22 protein-coding genes are annotated in these 21,982 nt (G+C 60.3%); 9 read left to right on the top strand and 13 right to left on the bottom strand.

Going from position 1 to position 21,982, the window contains the following annotated elements; translation table 11 throughout:
• Positions 1 to 22: 22 nt before the first annotated feature.
• Positions 23 to 1,651, bottom strand: a complete 1,629-nt coding sequence (gene pyrG / locus AAF659_RS01720; RefSeq protein ID WP_349749973.1) for a CTP synthase — start codon at positions 1,649 to 1,651, stop codon at positions 23 to 25.
• A gap of 149 nt (positions 1,652 to 1,800) precedes the next feature.
• Between pyrG and AAF659_RS15030 the strand changes: the two genes are divergently transcribed.
• Positions 1,801 to 2,274: a permease gene (locus AAF659_RS15030; RefSeq protein WP_502949180.1), complete on the top strand. Its 474-nt coding sequence runs from the start codon at positions 1,801 to 1,803 to the stop codon at positions 2,272 to 2,274.
• Entirely contained in the window at positions 2,271 to 2,471 is a 201-nt protein-coding gene (locus AAF659_RS01715) for a hypothetical protein (RefSeq protein ID WP_349749972.1), read from the top strand. The genes AAF659_RS15030 and AAF659_RS01715 overlap by 4 nt, the downstream gene beginning before the upstream one ends.
• On the opposite strand, the gene AAF659_RS01710 is transcribed toward AAF659_RS01715, so the two are convergent.
• Both AAF659_RS01710 and AAF659_RS01705 read right to left on the bottom strand, forming a co-directional pair.
• On the bottom strand, positions 2,464 to 4,122 hold the full coding sequence (locus AAF659_RS01710) for an FAD-binding dehydrogenase (RefSeq protein WP_349749971.1): 1,659 nt from the start codon (positions 4,120 to 4,122) through the stop codon (positions 2,464 to 2,466). The genes AAF659_RS01715 and AAF659_RS01710 overlap by 8 nt on opposite strands.
• 79 nt (positions 4,123 to 4,201) lie before the next feature.
• Entirely contained in the window at positions 4,202 to 6,025 is a 1,824-nt protein-coding gene (locus AAF659_RS01705) for a monovalent cation:proton antiporter-2 (CPA2) family protein (RefSeq protein WP_349749970.1), read from the bottom strand.
• Between the two features lie 167 nt (positions 6,026 to 6,192).
• Between AAF659_RS01705 and AAF659_RS01700 the strand changes: the two genes are divergently transcribed.
• On the top strand, positions 6,193 to 7,188 hold the full coding sequence (locus AAF659_RS01700) for an LLM class flavin-dependent oxidoreductase (RefSeq protein ID WP_349749969.1): 996 nt from the start codon (positions 6,193 to 6,195) through the stop codon (positions 7,186 to 7,188).
• Positions 7,189 to 7,378: 190 nt separating this feature from the next.
• On the top strand, positions 7,379 to 8,041 hold the full coding sequence (locus AAF659_RS01695) for an AbiTii domain-containing protein (RefSeq protein WP_349749968.1): 663 nt from the start codon (positions 7,379 to 7,381) through the stop codon (positions 8,039 to 8,041).
• Here the strand turns inward: AAF659_RS01695 and AAF659_RS01690 are convergent, their stop codons facing one another.
• The 4 genes from AAF659_RS01690 to AAF659_RS01675 form a co-directional block, all read right to left on the bottom strand.
• The gene (locus tag AAF659_RS01690; protein ID WP_349749967.1) at positions 8,042 to 8,584 is read right to left on the bottom strand and encodes a YgjV family protein; all 543 of its coding nucleotides are present in this window, start codon (positions 8,582 to 8,584) and stop codon (positions 8,042 to 8,044) included.
• A 104-nt stretch (positions 8,585 to 8,688) separates the two neighbouring features.
• Positions 8,689 to 9,342 (bottom strand): hypothetical protein, encoded by a 654-nt coding sequence (locus tag AAF659_RS01685; RefSeq protein ID WP_349749966.1) that lies wholly within the window; start codon positions 9,340 to 9,342, stop codon positions 8,689 to 8,691.
• Positions 9,343 to 9,345: 3 nt separating this feature from the next.
• Positions 9,346 to 10,284: an aldo/keto reductase gene (locus tag AAF659_RS01680; protein WP_349749965.1), complete on the bottom strand. Its 939-nt coding sequence runs from the start codon at positions 10,282 to 10,284 to the stop codon at positions 9,346 to 9,348.
• 68 nt (positions 10,285 to 10,352) lie between these two features.
• Positions 10,353 to 11,129 (bottom strand): hypothetical protein, encoded by a 777-nt coding sequence (locus tag AAF659_RS01675; RefSeq protein WP_349749964.1) that lies wholly within the window; start codon positions 11,127 to 11,129, stop codon positions 10,353 to 10,355.
• A 248-nt stretch (positions 11,130 to 11,377) separates the two neighbouring features.
• On the opposite strand from AAF659_RS01675, the gene AAF659_RS01670 reads away from it, so the two are divergent.
• Positions 11,378 to 11,971, top strand: a complete 594-nt coding sequence (locus AAF659_RS01670; protein ID WP_349749963.1) for a GNAT family N-acetyltransferase — start codon at positions 11,378 to 11,380, stop codon at positions 11,969 to 11,971.
• Here the strand turns inward: AAF659_RS01670 and AAF659_RS01665 are convergent, their stop codons facing one another.
• Both AAF659_RS01665 and AAF659_RS01660 read right to left on the bottom strand, forming a co-directional pair.
• Complete coding sequence (locus AAF659_RS01665; protein ID WP_502949179.1) at positions 11,972 to 13,144, bottom strand: fatty acid desaturase family protein; 1,173 nt, start codon at positions 13,142 to 13,144, stop codon at positions 11,972 to 11,974. It abuts the gene before it with no gap.
• Between the two features lie 54 nt (positions 13,145 to 13,198).
• Positions 13,199 to 14,344: a ferredoxin reductase gene (locus AAF659_RS01660; RefSeq protein ID WP_349749962.1), complete on the bottom strand. Its 1,146-nt coding sequence runs from the start codon at positions 14,342 to 14,344 to the stop codon at positions 13,199 to 13,201.
• 156 nt (positions 14,345 to 14,500) lie between these two features.
• Here AAF659_RS01660 and AAF659_RS01655 point away from each other — a divergent pair, with 156 nt between their 5' ends.
• On the top strand, positions 14,501 to 15,124 hold the full coding sequence (locus AAF659_RS01655; RefSeq protein WP_349749961.1) for a TetR family transcriptional regulator: 624 nt from the start codon (positions 14,501 to 14,503) through the stop codon (positions 15,122 to 15,124).
• Between the two features lie 20 nt (positions 15,125 to 15,144).
• Here AAF659_RS01655 and AAF659_RS01650 read toward each other — a convergent pair whose 3' ends face one another.
• Genes AAF659_RS01650 through AAF659_RS01635 form a run of 4 tightly spaced genes read right to left on the bottom strand, consistent with a single transcriptional unit; the run spans position 15,145 to position 18,954 of the window.
• Positions 15,145 to 16,038, bottom strand: coding sequence for a metal ABC transporter permease (locus AAF659_RS01650; protein WP_349749960.1), 894 nt, complete (start codon positions 16,036 to 16,038; stop codon positions 15,145 to 15,147).
• The gene (locus AAF659_RS01645) at positions 16,038 to 17,177 is read right to left on the bottom strand and encodes an iron chelate uptake ABC transporter family permease subunit (RefSeq protein ID WP_349749959.1); all 1,140 of its coding nucleotides are present in this window, start codon (positions 17,175 to 17,177) and stop codon (positions 16,038 to 16,040) included. Before AAF659_RS01645 ends, AAF659_RS01650 begins: the two co-directional genes overlap by 1 nt.
• Positions 17,177 to 17,977: a metal ABC transporter ATP-binding protein gene (locus AAF659_RS01640; RefSeq protein WP_349749958.1), complete on the bottom strand. Its 801-nt coding sequence runs from the start codon at positions 17,975 to 17,977 to the stop codon at positions 17,177 to 17,179. The genes AAF659_RS01645 and AAF659_RS01640 overlap by 1 nt, the downstream gene beginning before the upstream one ends.
• Complete coding sequence (locus AAF659_RS01635) at positions 17,974 to 18,954, bottom strand: metal ABC transporter solute-binding protein, Zn/Mn family (RefSeq protein WP_349749957.1); 981 nt, start codon at positions 18,952 to 18,954, stop codon at positions 17,974 to 17,976. Before AAF659_RS01635 ends, AAF659_RS01640 begins: the two co-directional genes overlap by 4 nt.
• A gap of 140 nt (positions 18,955 to 19,094) precedes the next feature.
• On the opposite strand from AAF659_RS01635, the gene mntR reads away from it, so the two are divergent.
• The 3 genes from mntR (at position 19,095) to AAF659_RS01620 (ending at position 21,963) form a co-directional block, all read left to right on the top strand.
• Positions 19,095 to 19,565, top strand: a complete 471-nt coding sequence (mntR, locus tag AAF659_RS01630; protein WP_349749956.1) for a manganese-binding transcriptional regulator MntR — start codon at positions 19,095 to 19,097, stop codon at positions 19,563 to 19,565.
• Positions 19,566 to 19,774: 209 nt separating this feature from the next.
• Entirely contained in the window at positions 19,775 to 20,983 is a 1,209-nt protein-coding gene (locus AAF659_RS01625; protein WP_349749955.1) for a DEAD/DEAH box helicase, read from the top strand.
• Positions 20,984 to 21,162: 179 nt separating this feature from the next.
• A complete protein-coding gene (locus AAF659_RS01620) occupies positions 21,163 to 21,963 on the top strand; it encodes an SDR family oxidoreductase (protein WP_349749954.1) in 801 nt (266 codons plus the stop codon).
• Positions 21,964 to 21,982: the final 19 nt, after the last annotated feature.

The raw sequence follows: 21,982 nt of genomic DNA, 5'->3' as shown, positions 1-21,982 counted from the left end.
TGAACGCCCTCGGCGGTCGGATTCAGTATTCGCCCCTGCGAGCCAGCGCCGCCTCTACGAAGCCCTTGAACAGCGGATGGCCGTCGCGCGGCGTGGAGGTGAATTCCGGATGGAACTGGCAGGCCACAAACCAGGGATGTTCCGGGGCTTCAACGATCTCCACCAGACTGTTATCACCGGAGCGTCCCGCCACTCGCAGGCCGGATGCCTCCAATTTGGGCAGCAACAGGTTATTCACCTCATACCGATGCCGGTGCCGCTCGCTTATGACATCCTTACCGTAACACTGATGCGAGGTGGTTCCAGACTCAAGACGACAGTCCTGAGCGCCCAATCGCATGGTGCCACCCAGATCCGAGTCCTCACCACGGGTCTCAAGTTCGCCATTCTCATCCACCCACTCAGTGATCAGGCCAACCACCGGGTATGGAGAATCCTTGCGGAACTCGGTGCTGTGGGCGCCGGACAAACCGGCAATGTTGCGGGCGTACTCGATCACTGCGGCCTGCATACCCAGACAGATCCCCAGATAGGGAACGCTACTCTCACGAGCATAGCGCACAGCGCTGATCTTGCCTTCCACGCCACGCTCGCCGAAGCCACCAGGCACGACGATGCCATCAACGTCCTGCAGTGCGCCCACGCCATCACGCTCCAGATCCTCAGAGTCGACGTATTTCATCTTCACGTCGGTGCGTGTGTGCAAACCGGCGTGATCCAGCGCTTCGATCAGGGACTTGTAGGCATCCAGAAGTTCCATGTACTTACCGACCATGGCAATGGTCACGGTCTTATCAGGGTTCTGTTCCCACTCGAAAACCCGGTCCCATTCGGATAGGTCTGCCGGCCCCGCATCCAGGCTGAAGCGCTCAACAATCAGCTGATCCAACGCCATTTCATGGAGCATGCGCGGTACCCGATAGATGCTGGGCGCATCACACAGCGGGATAACCGCGCGCTCTTCCACATTGGTAAAAAGCGCAATCTTGCGCCGTGAGCTGGCATCTACATCATGCTCAGAGCGGCACAGCAGGATGTCCGGCTGAAGCCCAATGGAACGCATCTCTTTCACGGAATGCTGGGTCGGTTTGGTCTTCACCTCACCCGCGGTCGAGATGTAAGGCACAAGCGTCAGATGCATGAAAAGCGCACGCTGGGAGCCCACTTCAACACGCAGCTGGCGCGTGGCCTCCAGGAACGGCTGGGACTCGATATCACCCACGGTGCCACCAACTTCCACCAACGCCACATCAACGTCACCAGCACCTTCCACAATGCGGCGCTTGATTTCATCGGTGATGTGCGGAATAACCTGAACGGTACCACCCAGATAGTCCCCGCGGCGCTCCTTGCGGATGACTTCCTCGTAAACCCGGCCACTGGTGAAGTTATTGCGCTTGCTCATGGTGGTCCGGATGAACCGCTCGTAATGCCCCAGATCCAGATCCGTCTCGGCGCCGTCTCCGGTGACGAAGACCTCACCGTGTTGGAACGGGCTCATGGTGCCGGGATCCACATTGATATAGGGATCGAGCTTGAGGATGGTAACCCGGAGGCCACGGGCCTCCAGAATGGCGGCCAGTGATGCTGATGCAATGCCCTTGCCGAGCGAGGACACAACCCCGCCGGTGACAAATATATAGCGCGTCATGCGAATCCCGTGTTCTGCCCGATTGCCAGTTTTGAGGAGGAGGGAGGCGTCGCCTCAAGATGGGATGACAGGCTACCAGAAAGGGGTTCCCGCCTCAATTTACAAAAGCCGCTACACCATAACAGCATCTGTAAACCTATACTGTCCTTATGAAAGAACTCATCCTCGCTATCATTGAGATGGCCCTGCTAGCAGCGCCCTGGCTCCTGTTCAGCCTGATGGTAGCAGGTCTGGTCCGCCGCCTGGTGCCCAGGGTTCGCATCCGGCAATGGCTCAGTGGTGAGGGCCTGCAGCCCATCCTGCGCGGCGCTGTGCTGGGCGTCCCCCTGCCGATGTGCTCCTGTGGTGCTATCCCAACGGCACTGGCGCGCCACCGCAGCGGCGCGGGCCGGGGACCAGTCTGGCCACGCTCAGCATTTTCCAGCCCGAAATGGGCACTTAAGCACAGTCGCCGCCGGACTGGTCACCGACGCCGTTATTACCGAATTTGGGCTGGACATCCAGGGGTCGGTCCAGGAAGTTCAGGACTGGGTGCCTGCATGGCTGGAATGGAGCGCTCTAACGCTTCTCGTGATCCTGTCGGTGCCCTTACTCCGGCCCACCCTTATAATGAAAACTCATGATGACTGACCCTGAACAGACAGACGCCCCGGTCGTTCAACAGGATGATCCGGAGCAACGCCACGAACCAAGACGTTACCAGGTGAGTGCCAACAGAGGGCGGGCCCGCCACCGTCTGCGCTACATTGAGAGCGGTGGCGCGGTCGAGGAGCAAGCTGAAGGGGAGTGCGGCCTATGCCGCAACCTGCCGGTCAGATAAGGGCTTTCGCTGCGGCCCGGCCGGCATTGCGGCCGGAAAACAGACAGCCGCCCAGGAAAGTGCCCTCCAACGCACGGTAACCGTGCATGCCCCCGCCACCGAAACCGGCCGCCTCTCCTACGGCGTAAAGCCCGGGGATGCATTCACCCTGCTCGTTCAGTACCTGGGCATCCAGGTCCGTCTCCAGCCCGCCCAGGGTCTTGCGCGTAAGAATATTGAGCCGCACCGCGATCAATGGCCCATGGGCCGGATCCAGTATCCGATGGGGTTTGGCCGTGCGCACCATTTTATCGCCCTTGAACTGCCGGGCGTTATGCATGGCCATGACCTGAAAGTCCTTGGCAAAGGCGTTTTCCAGTTGTTGATCACGGGCTTCAATCTGGCGTCGAATATCCGCTGGGTCCAGAAGGTAGTCACCACTGAGCTCGTTCATACCCTGAACCAGATCCTCAATGTTGTCCCGAACCACAAAATCCAACCCGTTTTCCTTGAAGGCCTCAACAGGACCGGTGCCTTTCCTGCCAAAGGGGCGCTTCAGTGTCTGCGCCCAACTCTTGCCGGTAATGTCCGGATTCTGCTCCGAACCGGATAGAGCGAACTCCCGCTTGATGATGCTTTGGTCGAGGACAAACCAGCTGTAGTCATAACCCGTGGACTGGATGTATTCCAGCTGTCCGAGCGTGTCGGAACCCGGATAAAGCGGCGCCGGGAAACGGCGCCCCGTGGCGTCGAACCATAGAGAAGATGGGCCCGGCAGGATACGGATACCGTGATTGGGCCAGATGGAATTCCAGTTCTGGATGCCCTCCACGTAGTGCCACATCCGGTCCGGATTGATCACGCTCGCTCCGGCTCCCTCGGTAATGCCGATCATGCGCCCGTCCACATGCGCGGGCACGCCACTGACCATGCGCTGCGGCGGCCTGCCAAGGCGTTCCGGCCAGTTGCGGCGCACCAGTTCATGGTTACCACCAATACCACCCGAGGCCACGATTACAGCCTGTGCTCGGAACTCGAAATCCCCCGTCTCCTCGCGGCTGGTCTCAACGCCCCGCTCGGCCCTGTCACCGGCCAGCACCTTGCCGCGCACACCATCCACGTGGGCGCCCGTGGTCAGCAAATCATCAACCCTGTGACGCCAACAGAAGCGGATCAGTCCTCTGGCCTCGGCTTCGCTAGCGCGGCGCTCAAACGGTTCGACAATACCAGGACCCGTCCCCCAGGTGATATGGAAGCGTGGCACAGAGTTCCCATGGCCGCAGGCGTCGTAGCCACCGCGCTCAGCCCAGCCCAGAACCGGAAAAATCCGATGCCCCATCTCCCGCAGCCAGGCACGCTTCTCACCTGCCGCGAAGTTGACATAGGCCTCGGCCACCCGGCGCGGCCAGTAGTCTTCATTCCGATCAAACCCGGCGCTCCCCAGCCAGTCCTGCCAGGCAAGCTCGGGCGAATCCTTGATGCCCATACGCCGCTGTTCCGGGGAGTCGATGAAAAGCAGGCCGCCCAGCGACCAATACGCCTGCCCCCCAAGATTCTGCTCGGATTCCTGTTCCACGATCAGAACCCGCCGACCCGCGTCGGCCAGTTCCGTTGCCGCCACCAGCCCCGCAAGGCCGGCGCCGACCACAATGACATCCGCGTCCTGAGCCATAGTTACCTCGTTTTGTTGTGATTGTTTTCAGGTAAACCTAACAAGTCCGCCCCCGGAATCAAGAGGCGCTGCAACGTAATCAGCTGCCTGATTGCGGAAGACTGTCGGGATCGATGGATTCCGCTTCGTCTGACTGGAACAGGCCTTCCAGCTCGTCGATGATCTCCTGGTCACTCGGATTGCGGCTGCCCGCCTCCTGATGGATGGCGTAGTACTTGCGCAGCTCCTGCTCATCGTGATCCCGGAATACCTGAACCGCTTCCTTCGCTTCAGCTTCATCCCAGCCGAAGATCTGCAGCAGCTGCTCCCCCATGTCCATACTGCCAGACAGAGTTTCACGGGTGATCACCCGGCACCCCAGATCCATCAGCCGCCAGGCGTGCTGGCGGTTACGGGCCCGCGCATAGACCGGCACGGTCGGGAAGTTGCGTCGTACGTGATCCACAATACGCATGGAGTACTCCGCGTTTTCCACCGCTACGATAATGGCCGCCGCATCCCGGGCCCCGGCATTGGTCAGAAGGTCCACGCGGGCCGGGTCGCCATAGTAGATACGGTGACCGTAACGGCGGATGAAATCCACCTGGAGTGGGTTGGCGTCCAGGGCGGAGAACGGGATCTCGGCGCTGTGCAGCAGCCGCCCCACCATCTGACCAAAGCCCCCGAAACCACAAATCAGTACATTGGGCTTTTCGTCATCCTCTCCCACCGCATCGTAGGGCCGATCATCGATCTCCGAGGTGGCCAGCATTGGATCCAGAATCCGACGGTTGAACAGAAAGGTGAAGGGGGTGGCGGCCATGGTCAGGATGACGACCGCAAACAGCACATCCGTTACCGCTTCGCTCATCACGCCGTAGGTCATCGCCATGGAGAACAATACGAATGCCAGCTCGCCACCCTGGGGCATGAGGGCAGCCAGTGCCCGGCTGCCTTTGTCATCCAGTCCACCGATACGCCCTACCGCATAGAGAATGGTGATCTTGAACAGCAGCACACCGCCGGTGACACCGAAAACCAGCCCCGGCATATCCGCCAGCATGTGCAGGTCAGCGGACATGCCAACGGACATGAAAAACAGCCCCATCAGCAGCCCTTTGAATGGCTCAATGGAAAGATGGATTTCATGCCGGTATTCGGAATCCGCCAGGAGAACCCCGGCAAGGAAGGCGCCAAGCTCCATGGGCATGCCAGCCATCTTCAGGATCTGGGAAACGCCCAGAACCACCAGTAGCGCCGTGGCAGTGAATGTCTCGCGCGCCCCGATGCGTGCAACGGTGCGGAAAACCGGACGCAGCAGGTAGTGCCCCCCCACAACCACCGCAACCAGCACGACCAGGGTCCGGGCAATAGCCTGGCCGATTCCCAGCGGGTCCATGGACGCGGTGCCACCCTCTCCCATCAGCGGCAGAGCTGCCAACAGCGGCAGCAGCGCAATGTACTTGAACAGCAGCATGGCAAAGGCACTGCGGCCATGGAGCGAGGACAGCTCGTTATGCTCAGCCAGCACCTGCATGGCGAAGGCGGTTGAGGAAAACGCCAGGCCCAATGCGATGATCAGCGATGTCTGCCAATCCAGACCAAACCCCGACCACGCGATCACGCCCATAGGAACGGCACAGAGAATCACACCAGCCATGCCCTGGCCGAAGATATTGTGGCGCATCACCCAGAGCCGTTGCGGCGCCAGCTCAAGCCCCACCAGAAACAGAAGCAGGATCACCCCGATCTTGGAAAAACGCAGCATACTCTCAACGTCATCAATGACGCTGAATAGCGAGGGCCCCATAATGACACCGGCAACCAGGTAGCCGAGTACGGCACCAAAGCCCAGCCACTGGAATATGGGCACGGCGATCACCGCCGCAAGCAGGAAAAGGGTCACTTCCAGCAGGAAATCCAATGCACGCACTCCTTAAGTCGGTTCGATCGGGACTCACTCGGGCCACGCTGGAAACAGGGGCATACTACAGACGCTGAAGCCCATTGCGAAGACCGCCGGCAACCCCGTATTGCCAGCCAGAGCACGCGATCGCTAGTGTCCCACAAGTATTCCCATCAGGAGCCACCATGACGCGTTACTCACTGCTTGATCTCGCTCCCGTCAATGAGGGCAGCACACCGAGGCAGGCCCTTATGAACGCCGCTGATCTGGCCCAGCACGCCGAGGCTACGGGCTACGACCGGTACTGGATGGCGGAGCATCACAATATGACCGGCATTGCCAGCGCCGCGACCCCGGTGGCGTTGGGATGGATTGCCGCCAACACCAGCAGCATCCGTATCGGGGCCGCGGGCATGATGCTGCCCAACCATGCGCCACTGGTGGTGGCCGAACAGTTCGGAACCCTGGAAAGCCTCTACCCCGGGCGCGTGGACCTCGGTCTGGGGCGCGCCCCGGGCACTGACCCGGAGACCCTGCAGGCCCTGCGTCGTGACCACCAGCCGGCGGCCAACCGTTTTCCTCAGGATGTGCAGGAACTGCTGCATTTCCTGGAGCCGGCGCAGCCGGGCCAACGTGTTCAGGCTGTGCCTGGCGCCGGCACCAGCGTTCCCGTCTGGATTCTCGGTTCCAGCCTGTTCGGCGCCCAGCTGGCAGCAGCACTGGGCCTGCCCTATGCCTTCGCCTCCCACTTCGCGCCGGATATGCTTGACGAGGCCCTGAAAGTCTATCGCGAGCAGTTCCAGCCATCGCAACACCTGTCCGAGCCCTGGGTTGCGGCGGCTGCAAACGTCTTCGCGGCGGACACGGATGCCGAAGGCCGCCGACTCATGACCTCCATGGAACAGCAGTTCATCGCGCTGCGGCGGGGCACGCCGGGGCCACTACAACCACCTGTGGATGCCCCGGACAGTCTTGGCGGTGCCGCGGAACTGGCTACTGCACGCCGCGCGCTCAAGGAATCAGCCATCGGCTCTCCCCAAAGGATCGAGCAATGGCTGGGGGCCTTCATTGAACGCACGAGGGCCGACGAACTCATCCTGACAGGCCAGATTCACAATCATGAAGCCCGTAAGCACTCTTTCCAAATCGCTGCCGACGCTCTGAAGCGCCTGACAGGCTGACGGCACTCACTGACAATGTGTTACCGATGATCAGCATCTACCCAGTTGATTCTCTCTCTGGCCTAGCCTAGCTTGGGTATATGACATTCATCACGTTGAGTAAGCACAGGACGCCGACCAACAACAACAACAGCAAAGCGGCTCAACACTTACTGTTGAGCCGCTTTGCCAGACAATGAGGAGACTTGTCATGGGAGCCCCTGTTGATGCACTGGAACAGCGTGTCAGGGACGTTCAGGATCCGCTGGAGGAAATCCTGCCTGCATCGATCACTCTGTCGCTGATGCTCCGCAACCGGAAGATGGGGAGTTGGCTTCAGAACGAGTTTGCCGGCTACAGTGACGATTCGGAGCTGCCCGATTACCGACAGGACCTGCCCGGCCACCTGATGACACGATCGCCTCAGTACGGCTGGATACCCGCTCCGGTCAGCGAAGAACAGGATCGAAGAGAGGCGAAAACAGACCTGAGGGAAGGCGTTCGGAGCCTGGAAAAGACTTGTCTGCGCTATCGCAAGGACAGCTACATCCAGCACCCCCTGGGCGCGGACGAGATGCGTGAGCTCCAGAACCGAATCAACCTGACAACCGACCTGGCAATCACCATCAATCGGGAGACCTACTCCGACTTGCTGCGCCTGGTCCGCTCGACGATTTACCTCTGGACCCTGGACCTCATTGAGGCCGGCTTCAGCGGCGAGCATAACTCATTCAGCACCTCAGAACGCGAGCAGGCAGCAATCCTGGACGACCCAGAGCACTACTGGCGCCGTGCCATTGCTGAGCACGCCAGCCTGCCCATCCCGGGGATACGCCAGGCCGGTGTTCTGGAACGCTTTTTCGGCAATGCCTGATCAGGTGAGATCCACGCCCGGGTAACGCCGGCGCATTCGCATCAACCTCAGAATAGTCACAAAGTTGGTAACCACGACCATGGCCTCCGCGAGGGTGGCACCCAGTGACCCGATAGCAATATTATTAGCCATCCAGGCCAGCCCGGCGCCAGCGAGAAGCACGCGCATGGAGATACCGCGTAACAGGAACATCCCCAGAGTGCCCAGCAGCATTGCCATAACGGGAAAAAGGTCGATCCAGCTCTGCCATGTCAGCGCGGCGGCCGCCCCGCTGAGTGCCAGCATACCCAGCATCACCGCCACATTGCCGCGGAACCGGCGTGCCAAATCGATACGCAGGATCACCAGGACCGTGAGCACGGCAGCCGTCCAACTCTGAAACAGCGCGTACTGGGCTGCGAAAGCCACATTGGCACCGATGAGCGCCAGCATGAGCCGGTCATCACGGGTGCTGGCAAAGCCAACAATGCAAAGCCCTAGCGCGATCAGCGCCACCGCCTGAGCGGCCATCTCCATTGCGCTCATGTCCGCCAGCGCCAGCATGGGAGCTCCGAAAGGTTAAAAAGCGAGTATAAGGCACGCCACGGATTCTCTCCCTCCGTGATGGCCGCGATGCCTCTGGTTGACCCTGTCGCCCGTGCCCCTGTTCACTTGGCTAGGAGAGAGTGAACACCTGCCAGCACAAGGATAACAAGTGCCAGAAGGGCCGAAAGCGCACCAGGCACCCAGCCACTGACCCACCAGATAACGCTGCTGTAGATCAGCCAGAGCAAGGGAATCAGGCCTGTTACCCAGCTCCGGAGCTGCGCCATGAGCGCCATGCCCAGCGTCACCAGGGCGGTGGGCGCCGGGGCCGTACCCGCGGTTTCGAAAGCGGCCCAGCTGCGGCCTGTCAGGGGGCCGGCCAAAGGCAGAACCACTCCACCCGCAACGATCAGAGACAGGCCAAAACGCGCACGGAGGCCGCCGCTGAACCGCCAGCCACCACCAAAGCCAACCAGCAACACCAGTAACGCCTGGAGCATGAACCCCCACCCCATAACAGGGGCCGCCCAGTTGAGCGGTGCGTGCAGCAGGAACTGGAACTGGATGGCAGACCAGCACCAGCACCCGGCCAGCGCCAGCCCACAGCTGCGGCTGCGCCCCTGGTAGAGCTGCCAAATTGCCGCCAGCACCAATACCAGAAATAGGCCCTGCCAGGGCCAGACCTGCTCATTGAGCCGCTCAAACAAGCGTTCCCATACCACTGGTGTGACCGGCACAAAATCCCGAAGCGTGTAGGTGCCCAGGGGACCAAGCACGGGCTAGAACGCCTCAAGGGCCTCGATCATACGCTGGCGCTGGCCGGCATCCGGCATCACGCCGCGCCCCGCCGCCATGTTCTCACGCATGTGCTTAACCCTTGTCGTGGCGGGAATGGCGCAGGTAACGGCTGGATGGGAGACAATGAACCTGAGCAGGAAATCGGCCCAGGTCCGACAACCCATTTCGCTGGCCCAGCCCGGCATTTTAACGCCTCGGCGCTGGAGCCCCTTGATCAGTGACCCACCCTGATAGGGCCGGTTGGCAATGACGCCAATGCCCTTCTCACGAGCCAGGGGCAGGATCCGGTCTTCAGCCCACCGATCCCGGATATTATAGGTCAGCTGCACGAAATCCAGGTCATAGCGCGCCATAACCGACTCCACTTGCTCCAACCGACGTCCATGGGAGGAGGTGATCCCAATAGTCCCAACCTCACCCGCCGCCTTCATCGATTGCAGTGTCTCAAGATGTGGTTCCCAGGCCAGAAGGTTATGGACCTGCATGAGATCAAAGCGCGCCACGCCCCAGTTAGCCGCGGATTCTTGCACCTGATCCCGGGTCGCATCCCCTTGCCGGGTCCAGACCTTATCCGCCGCGAAAAGTGACTCCGGATACGCCAGCTGCTCCAGCCCGTAACCGAGCACCGCCTGGGAAGAGCCGTACATGGGCGAGGAATCAATCAGCCCACCCCCTTCCTCAAAGAAGGCTTCGAGAACCCGGGTGCGCGCCTCACGCAGTTGCGGATCCCGGCCCACATTGAAGGTACGCCATGTCCCCATGCCGATGACCGGCATCGTCTTATCCGTGCCGGGGATCGACTTGCGGACAGCAGCGACGGGCGCAGAAGTAGGCGCGGCTGGACCCAATGAGGGGGAGGCGGCAAGGACCGCGCCCGCCCCCATGAGTTCAAGCAGATATCGGCGTGTCACGAGTCTCATCGCATCCCCAGCTCCAGGTTTGATTACCCCCCACTCCCACAGGATACGCAACAAGCTTCATCCCCGGTTTAACGGACTTTGAGTGTCGTCCTGTCGACGCCCGTATTGCCATTCTGGGGGTCATAGGCGTGAACGGTCACGTTATAGACGCCCGCCTCATCAACAGGAACGTCACCCTCAAAGTGACTGGCCTTGCCAGCATAACTCATGGACTGTTCGGCGACCGTTTCACCATCCCGCGTCACGGTCATACCCACCTCATAGCGGTTGGCATCCCAGAGCCCATCAGGTGTGATCGGGCAACCACACATCATCATCACGTTCGCGGTTACTTTAACGCCATCTGAGTCAGCACTTGACCAGCCCTGAGCAGCAGCCGGTTCCAGAATGTTCACCACAAACCCCGGCAATTCGATCACCCAGCCATCACCGACCGACAGGTCTCCACCCGGAATGACCCATTGCGTCGCACTGGCCCTGTGAGCCGCCTGGGGCTGCCCCAGAGGTCCGTAGACTTGCGCCTCGATCAGCCGCGGCTGCTCCAGATCAAGTGTGGTGTTATAGGATGCCGCCGAATCATCCGCCATGCTGATCCTGCGGCCACCGTCATCGTGCATAATTTTGCCAGTATCACCCGTTCCTCCAGAGGTTACCCCCTCACTGAGCAGCTCACCGTTCTGGGCATCACGCAGCATGACCCGCATGCCCCCCATGCTGGTGCCGATGAACTTGGCATCCTTGCTCAATACCCTGACCGTGATGTCAGTGTCTTCCGCCACCGCTGAGCCAGCCACTGCCATGAGTAGCGCTGCCCCCATTCCCGAGATGATGGACCTGAATCGCATAGGTTAGTCTCCTGATTAAGGTGTCAGCCATTGTCCGGAACCCGGCCGGACTATCACCAACACTAAGGCCCCATAAAATTTTAGACAATACTACTTTAGATTTTTCTCATTATATGGTGGCCGATACGCTCACTCGCACACAGGTCTGATAAGGACGATCCCGCATTGCGACCGCAGCCACTGCGTATGGTGATATAGCCGAATGTGAAACCACTGGCTTATGCCATTTTGACGGGAGGCAACAGCCAATGACAGTCAAGCTCGAACGCGTCAACGGTGAACAGATCCGGCCATGGGTCAATGCCGTCGCCGGTCTCAGGATTCAGGTGTTCCGTGAATGGCCCTATCTGTATGACGGTAATATGAATTACGAGGCGCAGTACCTGGAGACCTACATCCGCTCCCCTCACAGCGTCCTGGTGCTGGCACGCGATGGCGATCAGGTGGTGGGAGCCGCCACGGGTTTGCCACTGGAGGACGAGGAAGACGCCTTCATTCAGCCCTTTGTGGACCAGGGCTACGACCCGGCAAGCATCTTCTATTTCGGCGAATCCGTGCTGTTACCCGCCTTTCGGGGTCAGGGCATTGGTGTCCGTTTCTTCGCGGAACGCGAAGCCCATGCCCGCCAACTGGGCGGCTTCCGTTACTGCTGTTTCTGTGCGGTGGAACGACCAGCGGATCACCCGCTGCGGCCAAAAGACCACAAGCCGCTGGATGATTTCTGGAAAAACCGGGGGTACGAGCCAGTGCCGGCACTTCGGACCCATTACCCCTGGAAGGACATCGACGAGGCCGAGGAGACGGCCAAGTCGATGAATTTCTGGATGGCTGAGCTGGGCTGATCAGGCTGCTGCGGAGAGTGTGCTGGTCACCCGGTTACGCAGTCGGCTGACCAGTGAGGCGCTGTTGTCCTGGCTTCGCCGCTGACCACCGTCCTCGTTGAACTCCGGGAGCAGCCGCTCACGCATGCGGTCCGGCAGCGAGAACGCCGCCACACGCTTGACCACCGTCGCATACTGGCGCGGCAGGCTGGCCGAGTTGTAATGCAGGCCATACTTCTCGCACACAGCCTGGATCTGCGGCGAAATCTCGCGATAGCGGTACGCCGGAATGTCCGGGAACACGTGGTGCTCGACCTGGTGGCTCAGATGCCCACTCAGGGTGTAGACCCAGCCGGGACCAGTGAAGTTGCTGGAGCCAGTCATCTGGCGCAGATACCAGTGGCCACGGCTTTCGTTCTCACACTCTTGCTCGGTGAAACTCTCCGCCTCCTCGGTGAAGTGCCCGCAGAAGATCACGCTGGATGCCCAGAGGTTGCGGATCAGGTTGGCGCCAACGTTACCCGCGATCACAACCGGTGCCACAGGCAGGGTCAGAGCCGGGAAGAAGACATAGTCCTTGAATACCTGTCGGCCCCCCTTGCGCGCAAAATCACGCAGGAATGCGGCCTTCTCGCTGAGGGTCACCTCGCCGCTGCGCAGCTTCTCGAACTCCAGCTCATGCATGCCCACACCCCACTGGAAGAAAACGCTGAGGTTGATGAAGTTGATCATCTGCAGCAGATGCTTCGGTTGCCATGGCGTTTCATCCTCGAGCCGCAGCACCGCATAACCATAGTCCCGGTCCTTGCCGATAACATTGGTGAAGGTGTGGTGCTCGTAATTGTGGGTGCGCTTCCAGGAGTCCGCCGTGCAGATGGTATCCCACTCATAGGTCTGGGAGTTGAGCTCGGGGTCGTTCATCCAGTCATACTGGCCATGCATCACGTTGTGGCCGATTTCCATATTCTCCAGGATCTTGGCGATGCCCAGTGAGGTCATGCCAGCCAGCAGGAACGGCGGAATGAAACCCAGAGGCATTAACGCCCGGCCCCCGAATTCCAGCGTCCGGTGCAAGCGGATGATGCCCCGGATGTGGTCGGCATCACGCTGACCCAGATCGGCCATGTGTTCGTTGCGGATCGCGTCCAGATCCTGTGCAAGATTTTCAAGCTGTTCGTCGCTGAGCTTCTGCATGGTGATTCTCCTTGCAGTATCGATTCGATGGTCGGTTTGTGCCCCGATTCCCTTCTACAATTCCAGCTCTACCGGCCCCACGGGCACCGATATACAGAGCTGTACGGTTTCCCCGCCATGGCCCGAGGCCTGGCCGGTGTGCTGGTTGATGACAATGCCGCTAGCTTTGCGGCAGGCGCACTGGTGACAGATGCCCATGCGACAGCCGTAACGGGGGTTCAGACCGGCTGCCTCGGCCTCCTCGAGCAGGCGGCGGTCGCCGGCGCTTTCCACGGTGATATTGCTGCGGCTGAAGTGAACACGCCCGCCAGCGTCTTCGGTCACGACGACGCCCGGCCCTACCGAGAACAGGGTGCTGCTGATCCGTTCGTCCGGCACACCGGCGTCCGCCAGAAGATTTTGCGCGTGTTCCATAAGCCCAGGGGGCCCACACAGAAAGCATTGGCGCTCAGTAAGCCCGTTAACGCCCTGGAGATGTTGTGGCCCCAGATGGTCCGGGTTCTGTGGATCCTTCTCCGCCGCCACAATGCGCAGGTCCAGGTTCGGCAACGAATCAGCCAGTGTTTGCAGCTTGTGGCCACCGATCACATCCGCTTCGGTTCGCACGAAATACAGCAGTGTGACCGGGTTGCGCAGATGACGGTCCGCCATAGCTTCGAGCTGGCTCAGAACCGGGGTTATGCCACTGCCGCCAGCGATGAACAGCATTGGATCCCCGGGTTCAGGCGTATGATCCTCACCATAAGCGCGGCTGATCCCGATCACGTCACCGGCCCGGAAATGTTCGAGCAGCCAGGGCGTAATCTCACCATCCGCCACTTTCTTGATTGTGACGGTAACGGTGCCGTCCTGCTCCCAGTGTGAGGGAGCACAGGATAGGCTGAACGGTCGGCTGTGCCAGCGACCATCCTTTTCCACCTCCAGATTCAGGTGCTGACCCGCCCGGAAACCACCCCAGCGCCGTGCCGGACGCAGGGTCAGGGTCTTGCTGTCATGGGTCTCGGACTCAATGGCCTCCACCCGCGCCGGGATGTAACGCTGTGCCCAGAACGGATTGATGGTTTCCAGCAGCGGATCAAAGTACATGGCCGGGTTCTGCCGGTTGAAGATCTGCTGACCCAGCCAGCGCCAGGTATCACGTCCGAATAGCCGGCTGTGGCTGCCATCCGACTTTCTCTCTGCACTGACTGGTTCCTGCATGACACCCTCTCGTGTACATTTGTTCACAACTTGTGAACGACTGTACACACAAGCTGTTCAGGGTGTCAACAAAGAACGTAAGCCAGCTCACACGTTTCGATTCAGCCGGTAGGTCGGTACACTCGTGAAATCAATCTGGACACATCCGAATCAAGCATGACCTCACACAAACGACGCAGACCTGGCGAGACACGTGAAATGCTGATGGAGGCCGCACTTACCCTCGTTGGGCGTGGCCGCCACTTCGCCAGCCTTGGCATCCGGGAAATCACCCGGCAAGCTGAGGTCGTGCCAACATCCTTCTATCGCCATTTCCGCAGCATGGACGATCTGGGGCTGACACTGGTGGATGAACTGGGCGTGGTTCTGCGGGGGATGATGCGGGAGACGCGTGCGAACGTGATCCATGCGGATAAACTCATGGACGAGTCCGTGGCCATTTTCGTGAATCATGTTCAATCCAACCGCAACTTTTTCACCTTCATGGCCCAGGGACTGGCCGGAGAAAGTCAGGCCATCCAGCAGGGTATCCGTAATGAGATGCAGTTCTTTGCCCGCGAACTGGCCAATGATCTGAGTAACCTGGGCCTTCTGAGCCACCTCAGTGACGGGGATCTGGACATGACCAGCGAGCTTGTGGTGCGTACGGTTGCGTTCAGCCTCACGGACATTCTCAGCATTTCAGCCGAGGATGAGGAAGAGCTGACGCGGATCAGACGCCAGACCACCCGCTTCCTGCGGATGATCTTCATCGGTGCGGACCACTGGCAGAGCGGCTGAACGGAACTGGAAGTCGCCGCTCAACCGGAAACCTTCAGGCGGCGGTTGCGCCAGTGCCCCAGAAGCCCATAGCGCGGGCTGAGCAGAAACGCGAGCAGAAAGAACACCCCCGTCATGGCGGCCATTGTACCGCCCACAGACACATCCATGGCGACCGCCAGCGGGTAGCCGCAAAGCGTTGCCGCCACACCCAGCACCACCGCGAATAACAGCATCAGGGAGAGCCGGTCGGTGAGCAGATAGGCCGTGGCAGGCGGTACGATCACGAAAGCGATGAACAGCACCGCCCCGACAGCGTCAAACGCAGCCACGGCGGTGATACTAGTCAGCCCCAGAAGCAGGTAGAACAGCAGCGTCGGTGCCAGCCCCAGGGCTGCCGCAAGCTGGCGGTCGAAGGTGGCGATTTTGAGTTCCTTGTAGAAAGCCAGCACAAAGAGCAGATTCACAAGGGTGACCAGCGACATCCAGATCACTGCCTGGGGTATTTCCCATCCCCAGAGCGTCATGGTATCCAGCCACACAAACCCGATCTCTCCGAGCAGCACGGTATGGGTATCGATATGAATATCCCGTGCGTAGAGGTTCAACAGCAACACGCCGGTTGCAAAGAGCACCGGGAACACAAGCCCGATAGCTGCGTCCCGCTTGACCCGCCGGGTACGTGCCACTATCTCCGTCAGGAATACGGTCAGCACACCGGTCATGGCCGCACCCGCGATCTGTAGCGGCCCCGATTGGGCTTTGGTCAGCAGCCATACGACGACGATGCCGAAAACAATCGAGTGACTGATGGCATCCGACAACATGCTGTTGCGCTGCAGGACCAGAAAGGTACCCACCAGTGACCCAGCGGCAGCCACCAGCGCGCCGGTCAGAAGAATCATGTAGACCGGATCCGCAAAGAAAGCCGCCATCACGCTGATTCCTCCGTGGCCATACCCAACTGCTCCAGCACTTTCTCGGCTTCGCTGTAGCCCGCATCGGTCAGTGCCCAGTGCCGTCCTTCAACCCGCATGTGGCTCGCCGGCGCTATGAAACCACGCTCATGCAGGCGTCTCAGAATCGGATCGGTTGCCACTCCGTAGAAGCTGTCCAGCATACTGCGCTCCACCGGGTAATGAGGGTCGTTATGGTGCTGGGCCAGTTTGTAGAGTGTGGTCAGCATCTGGCGCTGCCCGATAGCCCTGCGTTCCCGCCAGAGCGCGAACCAGGACCAGAGCATGCCCCTGCCCGGCGCCAGAAGCAGCGACACCGCAACCAGAGCCGAGGCTGCCAGCACCACAACCGGTCCCGTGGCCAGATGCGGGACCGTGGCACTGAAAAGCACGCCTACAACCCCCGAGATCACCCCCATGAACATGGACAACAGGATCATGTGCTCAAGGCGCGATACCCATTGCCGAGCAGCCGCTGCAGGGGCGATCACCATGGCCGTCATCAGAACCACGCCCACCATCTGGAGCCCCACCACCACGGCCAGCGCGATCATGGCGGTCAGAATACTTTCCAGGCGTACAACCGGGAGGCCGATGGAACCGGCAAAAAGCGGATCAAAGGTAACCAGCTTAAGCTGCTTCCACAGACCCATGACCAACAGCACGGCCAGCAGCGTAACGCCACCCATGAACCAAAGATCTTGCCGGCGCGTGGCGGCTGCCTGCCCGAAAAGGAAGGTATCGAGGCCACCCTGGGAGGCATTCGGCATTCCCTGGATCCAGGTCAGCAGCATAACGCCAAGCGCGAATGACACGCTCAGCGCGATACCCAGACCAGCATCCGTTTTGATCCGGCTGTAGCGCACCACCAACTGAACAAAAAGTGCCGCGATCACAGATGTGGTCAGAGCGCCGGCCATGATCCACCCAAGATGCCGAGTCCCCGTGATCAGAAACCCAATACAGACCCCAGGAAGGGCCGCATGCGACAACGCATCGCCCATCAGGCTCTGTTGACGCAACACCGCGAACGAGCCAAGCAGACCGCTGACCACGCCCAGAAGCGTCGCCCCCAGGAGCACGTTCTGGACGGTGTAATCGCCCAGCAGCGCCAGCATCAGCCGCCCACCTCGCGAGGCACGGCGTCTGGCTCCTCTTCTCCCGATTCCGGGTCCAGAAGCGCAATACGCCCCCCATAGGCCCGGCGCAGGTTGGCGCCGCTGTAGATGTCACGGACACGACCCTGGGCGATTACGCGCACATTAAGGATCACCAGCCAGTCGAAATAGTCACGGACTGTCTGCAGGTCATGGTGAACAACGATGATGGTCTTGCCGGCATCCCGCAGCTCCTGCAGCAGGGCAACCACCGCTTTCTCCGTGGTGGCGTCCACGCCCGCCATGGGTTCGTCCAGAAAGAGCACATCAGCGTCCTGAACCATGGCGCGGGCCAGAAACACCCGTTGCTGCTGACCACCGGAAAGCTGGTTGATCTGGCGTTGCGCAAGCGCTTCCATGCCCACAGACTCTAGCGCTTCCATAGCACGCTGGCGCTCTTTCCGACCCGGCCAGCGCAGCCACCCCAGCTGACCGTAAAGCCCCATCATGACCACATCCAGAACCGTTGTCGGAAAATCCCAGTCGACCGACGAACGCTGGGGGACATAGGCGATGCGCCGCACCGCCTGGCGTGGCGTGTAACCGTAGACACAGATATGACCTGCTGTCGGCCGCACCAGTCCCAGCACTGTCTTGATCAGAGTGCTTTTGCCCGCGCCATTGGGCCCAATGATGGCAGCCATTACGCCCGGTGGGATATTAACGTCGATATCCCAGAGCACCGGGCGGCCTTCATAGGCCACAGTCAGGTCCTCAATGTGCAGGGCCAGATTCGGTTCATGACGCTGTGTGCAGCTCATTGTTCTCCCTGCTTTTCATGATTGCCCGCATCACGGCCCTGCCAGTGATCGCTCAGCCGTTCCGGCCAGGGCGCGACCGTACCACCAAGCCCTCTGGTGACCGCTTCCGTATTGGAACGCAGCATACCGATATAGGTCCCGGCCTCGGTGCCACTCTCACCCATGGCATCGGAATACAGCTCGGCGCCTATCTTCAGGTCATGGCCCTGACGCGCCGCTCCCTGAACCACGGACTCGACGGTCCGGCGACTGATCGTGCTCTCCACAAAAATGGAAGGGATTCCACGCTCAGCCACGGTATCCACTACATTGCGGATATCAGCGATCGCCGGCTCGCTGTCCGTGCTGATGCCCTGAATGCCCAACACCTCAAGACGATAGGCATCACCGTAATAACCAAAGGCGTCATGCGCTGTCACCAGGACTCGGCGTTCATCCGGAATCGTTATGATACTGTCACTGATCCACTGGTCCAAAGCCTCCAGATCCGCTTTATAGGCTTTGGAACGCCGCTTAATGGCATCGCTGCATGCCGGGGCAACCTCCTGCAGTGCCGACCTGAGCGTGGGCACGATCCGGACCCAACGCCCGGGATCCATCCACAGGTGCGGATCCACACCGTAGGAATCGTCCTCATTCGCCATCAGCAGCTGATCATCCACCATGGACTGCGGTGCAACAGCCAGGGTCATCTTGCGCTCACCCAGCTTTGACAGCACTGAGCCCAGCTGCCCCTCCAGTGAATAGCCGTTGTAGAAAATCGCGTCCGCATTGCGCAGCCGGCCGATATCACTGGCACGGGCCTCGTACAGATGCGGATCAACGCCCGGGCCCATCAGTGCTTCGACCTCAACGCATTCTCCGGCAATATTACGGGCAACATCAGCAATCATACCGGTGGTCGTAACCACATTGGCCGCTAGCGCTGGCAGCCCGGGCAGAAGCAACAGTATCAAACCTTGAAGAAACCGTCTCATGAACTTTTCCACCAACCTCTACCGTTATCTGGTGGCCAGTTTAGAAAGAATTTTGACAGGAATGCAAACCTTTTTAGCGTCGGCTAACTTTTGTAGCCACCCTGTTGTATGACGCGACGCTCTGGACTATAGTCTCCGGCATGACCAGTGAACCAGACACCCCCTCCTCTGCCGATGACAGCCTGCCGCCGCCCGAGCAGCATGCACGTCAGTACGCGGCCGTACGTGACGCCCACGAGACTGAACTCATTGAGGATTACGTGGAACTCATCGGCGATCTGCTCGACCATGCCGGTGAAGCCCGGGCCACCGACATTGCTGCCCGTATGGGCGTGCGCCAGGCAACCGTGGCCCGCATGATCCGGCGCCTGAACGAACTCGGCTTTGTCACTAACGAACCCTATCGCGCCATCTTTCTGACCGAGCGCGGCCGTGCCATGGCCAATGAGTCACGCAAACGCCACGCGGTGGTTCTCCAGTTCCTGCGCAGTCTGGGGGTGGATGATGCCACCGCCCGCATCGATGCAGAGGGTATGGAGCACCATGTCAGCGAAAAAACCCTGGATGTAATGCGTGATTTCACCGCCACGCACAATAAAGGTGGCGGCTGAACAGAACCCGTGATAGGATATTGCTCTGCGTTGTTCCCTCCGCCTTCCCCGGTCGTCCAGACGACCCCTGTTTCGCCGGTTGGTCTCCGCACGCTTATCGCGGACTGCATATTGCCAGGGCCATTCCCGACAAGCCGACAATCTGCCCTTCCCTGTGTACAGGGGCATCGGGCAACACCCGCTCTGGCGTATCGAACAGGAAACACTGAATGTCCTTTGACTCCCTCGGCCTGCGGGCTGAACTGAACCGTTCCATCAAGGAACAGGGTTATGACCAGGCCACTGATATCCAGCAGCAGTCGATTCCGGCTGCCCTGGCTGACCGCGACCTGATGGCCAGCGCCCAGACCGGAACCGGCAAAACGGCTGCTTTCACTCTGCCGCTGCTGCAAAAGCTTTCCGAAGGCAAGGCGCAAGGTGGCCGCCCCCGCGCCCTCGTGCTGACGCCCACCCGAGAGCTTGCTGCCCAGGTAGAAGACAGCGTGCGCTCTTACGGCCGTCATCTCCCGCTGCGCTCGGCGGCAATCTACGGTGGCGCCAGCATTGGCCCGCAGATCCGTCAGCTCAAGAGCGGCATGGATATACTCGTAGCTACCCCAGGTCGTCTGATGGACCACATGGAACGCGGCACTGTGGACCTTTCAGCCATTGAAGTACTGGTTCTCGATGAAGCGGACCGTATGCTGGATATGGGTTTCCTCCCGGCGATCGAGAAAATTGCCCGCACTCTGCCTGATGCACGCCAGACGATGCTCTTCTCCGCGACCTTCTCGGCCCCCATCCAGAAGCTGGCGCAGAAGTTCATGAATGAACCGGAACTGATCCAGACCGGTGAACGCAACGGTACGGCCGAGAGGGTTGAACAGAGCGCCTATATGGTCGATGGCGGACGTAAGCGTGAACTGCTGACCCACCTGATCGGCACCCAGAACTGGCGCTCAGTTCTGGTCTTTACCCGCACCAAACGCGGCGCGGACCAGCTGGCCAAGCAGCTTGAGACCGACGGCATCCGCTCCGCCGCGATCCATGGTGACAAGAGCCAGGGCGCCCGCAACAAGGCACTGAAAGCGTTCAAGCATGAGAACGTGCGCGCACTGATCGCTACCGACGTAGCAGCACGCGGGATCGACATCGACCGGCTGGAATACGTGGTCAACTACGATCTTCCGGACAACCCGGACGATTACGTGCACCGCATTGGCCGGACCGGCCGTGGTGGCGAAAGCGGTTCTGCCGTGTCCTTCGTCAGCGGTCAGGAGAAGAGTCAGTTCAACAGCATCCGCAAGGTGGTCAGCCGCGATATCCCCGCAGGCGTGGAAGCCGGTTTCGAGCCGGTCCAGAAGAGCGGGCCGGCTCCCAAGCGTGGCGGCGGTGGACGCCACGGCGGCGGACGTAACGCTCCGCCGCGCCGTCGTTAAGCACTCGCTTTCTCGATAGTACCGGCTCAAGCCCGGTGCCGCCCTGAGCCCTGCCCGCGATCCATCGCTGGCAGGGCTTTTTTGTGCACTGCAACCAAAACCGGGCTCCCCATAGCAACGGGCCCATGACTGATCCATACTCCTGTTCTGAGAAACAAACAATCAATCAGGAGCAACTCATGTTCACGCATCAGGTGGTCTGGATCACTGGCGCCTCATCCGGAATCGGCGAATCACTGGCTCTGGCGTTCGCCGGACAACAGGCCCGGTTGGTGCTCTCTGCCCGACGCAGAGATGAGCTCGATCGTGTGGCCAAGCGATGTGAACAGGAAGCCGGCCTTTCCCGCACTGCCATCATGATTCTGCCTCTTGATGTGGCTGAGCTGGAGACAGCGCCTGTAAAGACCGACGAGGTCCTGAAACACTTTGGCCAGATCGACGTTTTGATCAACAACGCCGGCGTGTCCCAGCGCTCGCTGTGCCGGGATACCGATCTTACCGTTTACCAGCGGCTGATGGATGTGGACGTCATGGGCCAGATCGCACTCACCAAGGCGGTTCTGCCGCATATGCTGGAACGCGGCCGGGGCCACATTGCAGTCACCTCAAGTGTCGCCGGCAAGGTAGGAGTACGCCTTCGCAGCGGCTACTGTGCCGCCAAGCACGCGGTCATGGGCTTTTTCGACGCCCTGCGCGCCGAGGTTGAGGATGAAGGCATCAAGGTTGCCACTATTGTGCCGGGGTTCATTGCCACGCCGGTTGCGGAGAACTCACTCACCGCCGATGGCAGCTCTTTCGGGCAGGCGGACGAGGACAACGCTGGCGGCATGGCCCCTGACAAGGCGGCGGAAGTCATTATCAATGGCCTGGGTCGGGGTAAGCGGGAAATCCCCGTGGGCGAAGGCAAGGAAATGATGGCCCCGTGGCTCAAGCGGGTATCACCGGAACTGGTTTTCCGGATGACGAAGAACCGCAAGTAACCCGGCACGCACCCAAAGG

This window comes from Salicola sp. Rm-C-2C1-2, from assembly GCF_040196175.1.
Classification (GTDB): domain Bacteria; phylum Pseudomonadota; class Gammaproteobacteria; order Pseudomonadales; family Oleiphilaceae; genus Halospina.
This window is presented reverse-complemented; position numbering and strand designations above follow the sequence as displayed.

Coding starts and splice junctions, on each gene's coding strand:
- pyrG (WP_349749973.1), bottom strand. CDS start 1,651: ATGACGCGCTATATATTTGTCACCGGCGGGGTTGTGTCCTCGCTCGGC.
- AAF659_RS15030 (WP_502949180.1), top strand. CDS start 1,801: ATGAAAGAACTCATCCTCGCTATCATTGAGATGGCCCTGCTAGCAGCG.
- AAF659_RS01715 (WP_349749972.1), top strand. CDS start 2,271: ATGATGACTGACCCTGAACAGACAGACGCCCCGGTCGTTCAACAGGAT.
- AAF659_RS01710 (WP_349749971.1), bottom strand. CDS start 4,122: ATGGCTCAGGACGCGGATGTCATTGTGGTCGGCGCCGGCCTTGCGGGG.
- AAF659_RS01700 (WP_349749969.1), top strand. CDS start 6,193: ATGACGCGTTACTCACTGCTTGATCTCGCTCCCGTCAATGAGGGCAGC.
- AAF659_RS01695 (WP_349749968.1), top strand. CDS start 7,379: ATGGGAGCCCCTGTTGATGCACTGGAACAGCGTGTCAGGGACGTTCAG.
- AAF659_RS01690 (WP_349749967.1), bottom strand. CDS start 8,584: ATGCTGGCGCTGGCGGACATGAGCGCAATGGAGATGGCCGCTCAGGCG.
- AAF659_RS01680 (WP_349749965.1), bottom strand. CDS start 10,284: ATGAGACTCGTGACACGCCGATATCTGCTTGAACTCATGGGGGCGGGC.
- AAF659_RS01675 (WP_349749964.1), bottom strand. CDS start 11,129: ATGCGATTCAGGTCCATCATCTCGGGAATGGGGGCAGCGCTACTCATG.
- AAF659_RS01670 (WP_349749963.1), top strand. CDS start 11,378: ATGACAGTCAAGCTCGAACGCGTCAACGGTGAACAGATCCGGCCATGG.
- AAF659_RS01665 (WP_502949179.1), bottom strand. CDS start 13,144: ATGCAGAAGCTCAGCGACGAACAGCTTGAAAATCTTGCACAGGATCTG.
- AAF659_RS01660 (WP_349749962.1), bottom strand. CDS start 14,344: ATGCAGGAACCAGTCAGTGCAGAGAGAAAGTCGGATGGCAGCCACAGC.
- AAF659_RS01655 (WP_349749961.1), top strand. CDS start 14,501: ATGACCTCACACAAACGACGCAGACCTGGCGAGACACGTGAAATGCTG.
- AAF659_RS01650 (WP_349749960.1), bottom strand. CDS start 16,038: ATGGCGGCTTTCTTTGCGGATCCGGTCTACATGATTCTTCTGACCGGC.
- AAF659_RS01645 (WP_349749959.1), bottom strand. CDS start 17,177: ATGCTGGCGCTGCTGGGCGATTACACCGTCCAGAACGTGCTCCTGGGG.
- AAF659_RS01640 (WP_349749958.1), bottom strand. CDS start 17,977: ATGAGCTGCACACAGCGTCATGAACCGAATCTGGCCCTGCACATTGAG.
- AAF659_RS01635 (WP_349749957.1), bottom strand. CDS start 18,954: ATGAGACGGTTTCTTCAAGGTTTGATACTGTTGCTTCTGCCCGGGCTG.
- mntR (WP_349749956.1), top strand. CDS start 19,095: ATGACCAGTGAACCAGACACCCCCTCCTCTGCCGATGACAGCCTGCCG.
- AAF659_RS01625 (WP_349749955.1), top strand. CDS start 19,775: ATGTCCTTTGACTCCCTCGGCCTGCGGGCTGAACTGAACCGTTCCATC.
- AAF659_RS01620 (WP_349749954.1), top strand. CDS start 21,163: ATGTTCACGCATCAGGTGGTCTGGATCACTGGCGCCTCATCCGGAATC.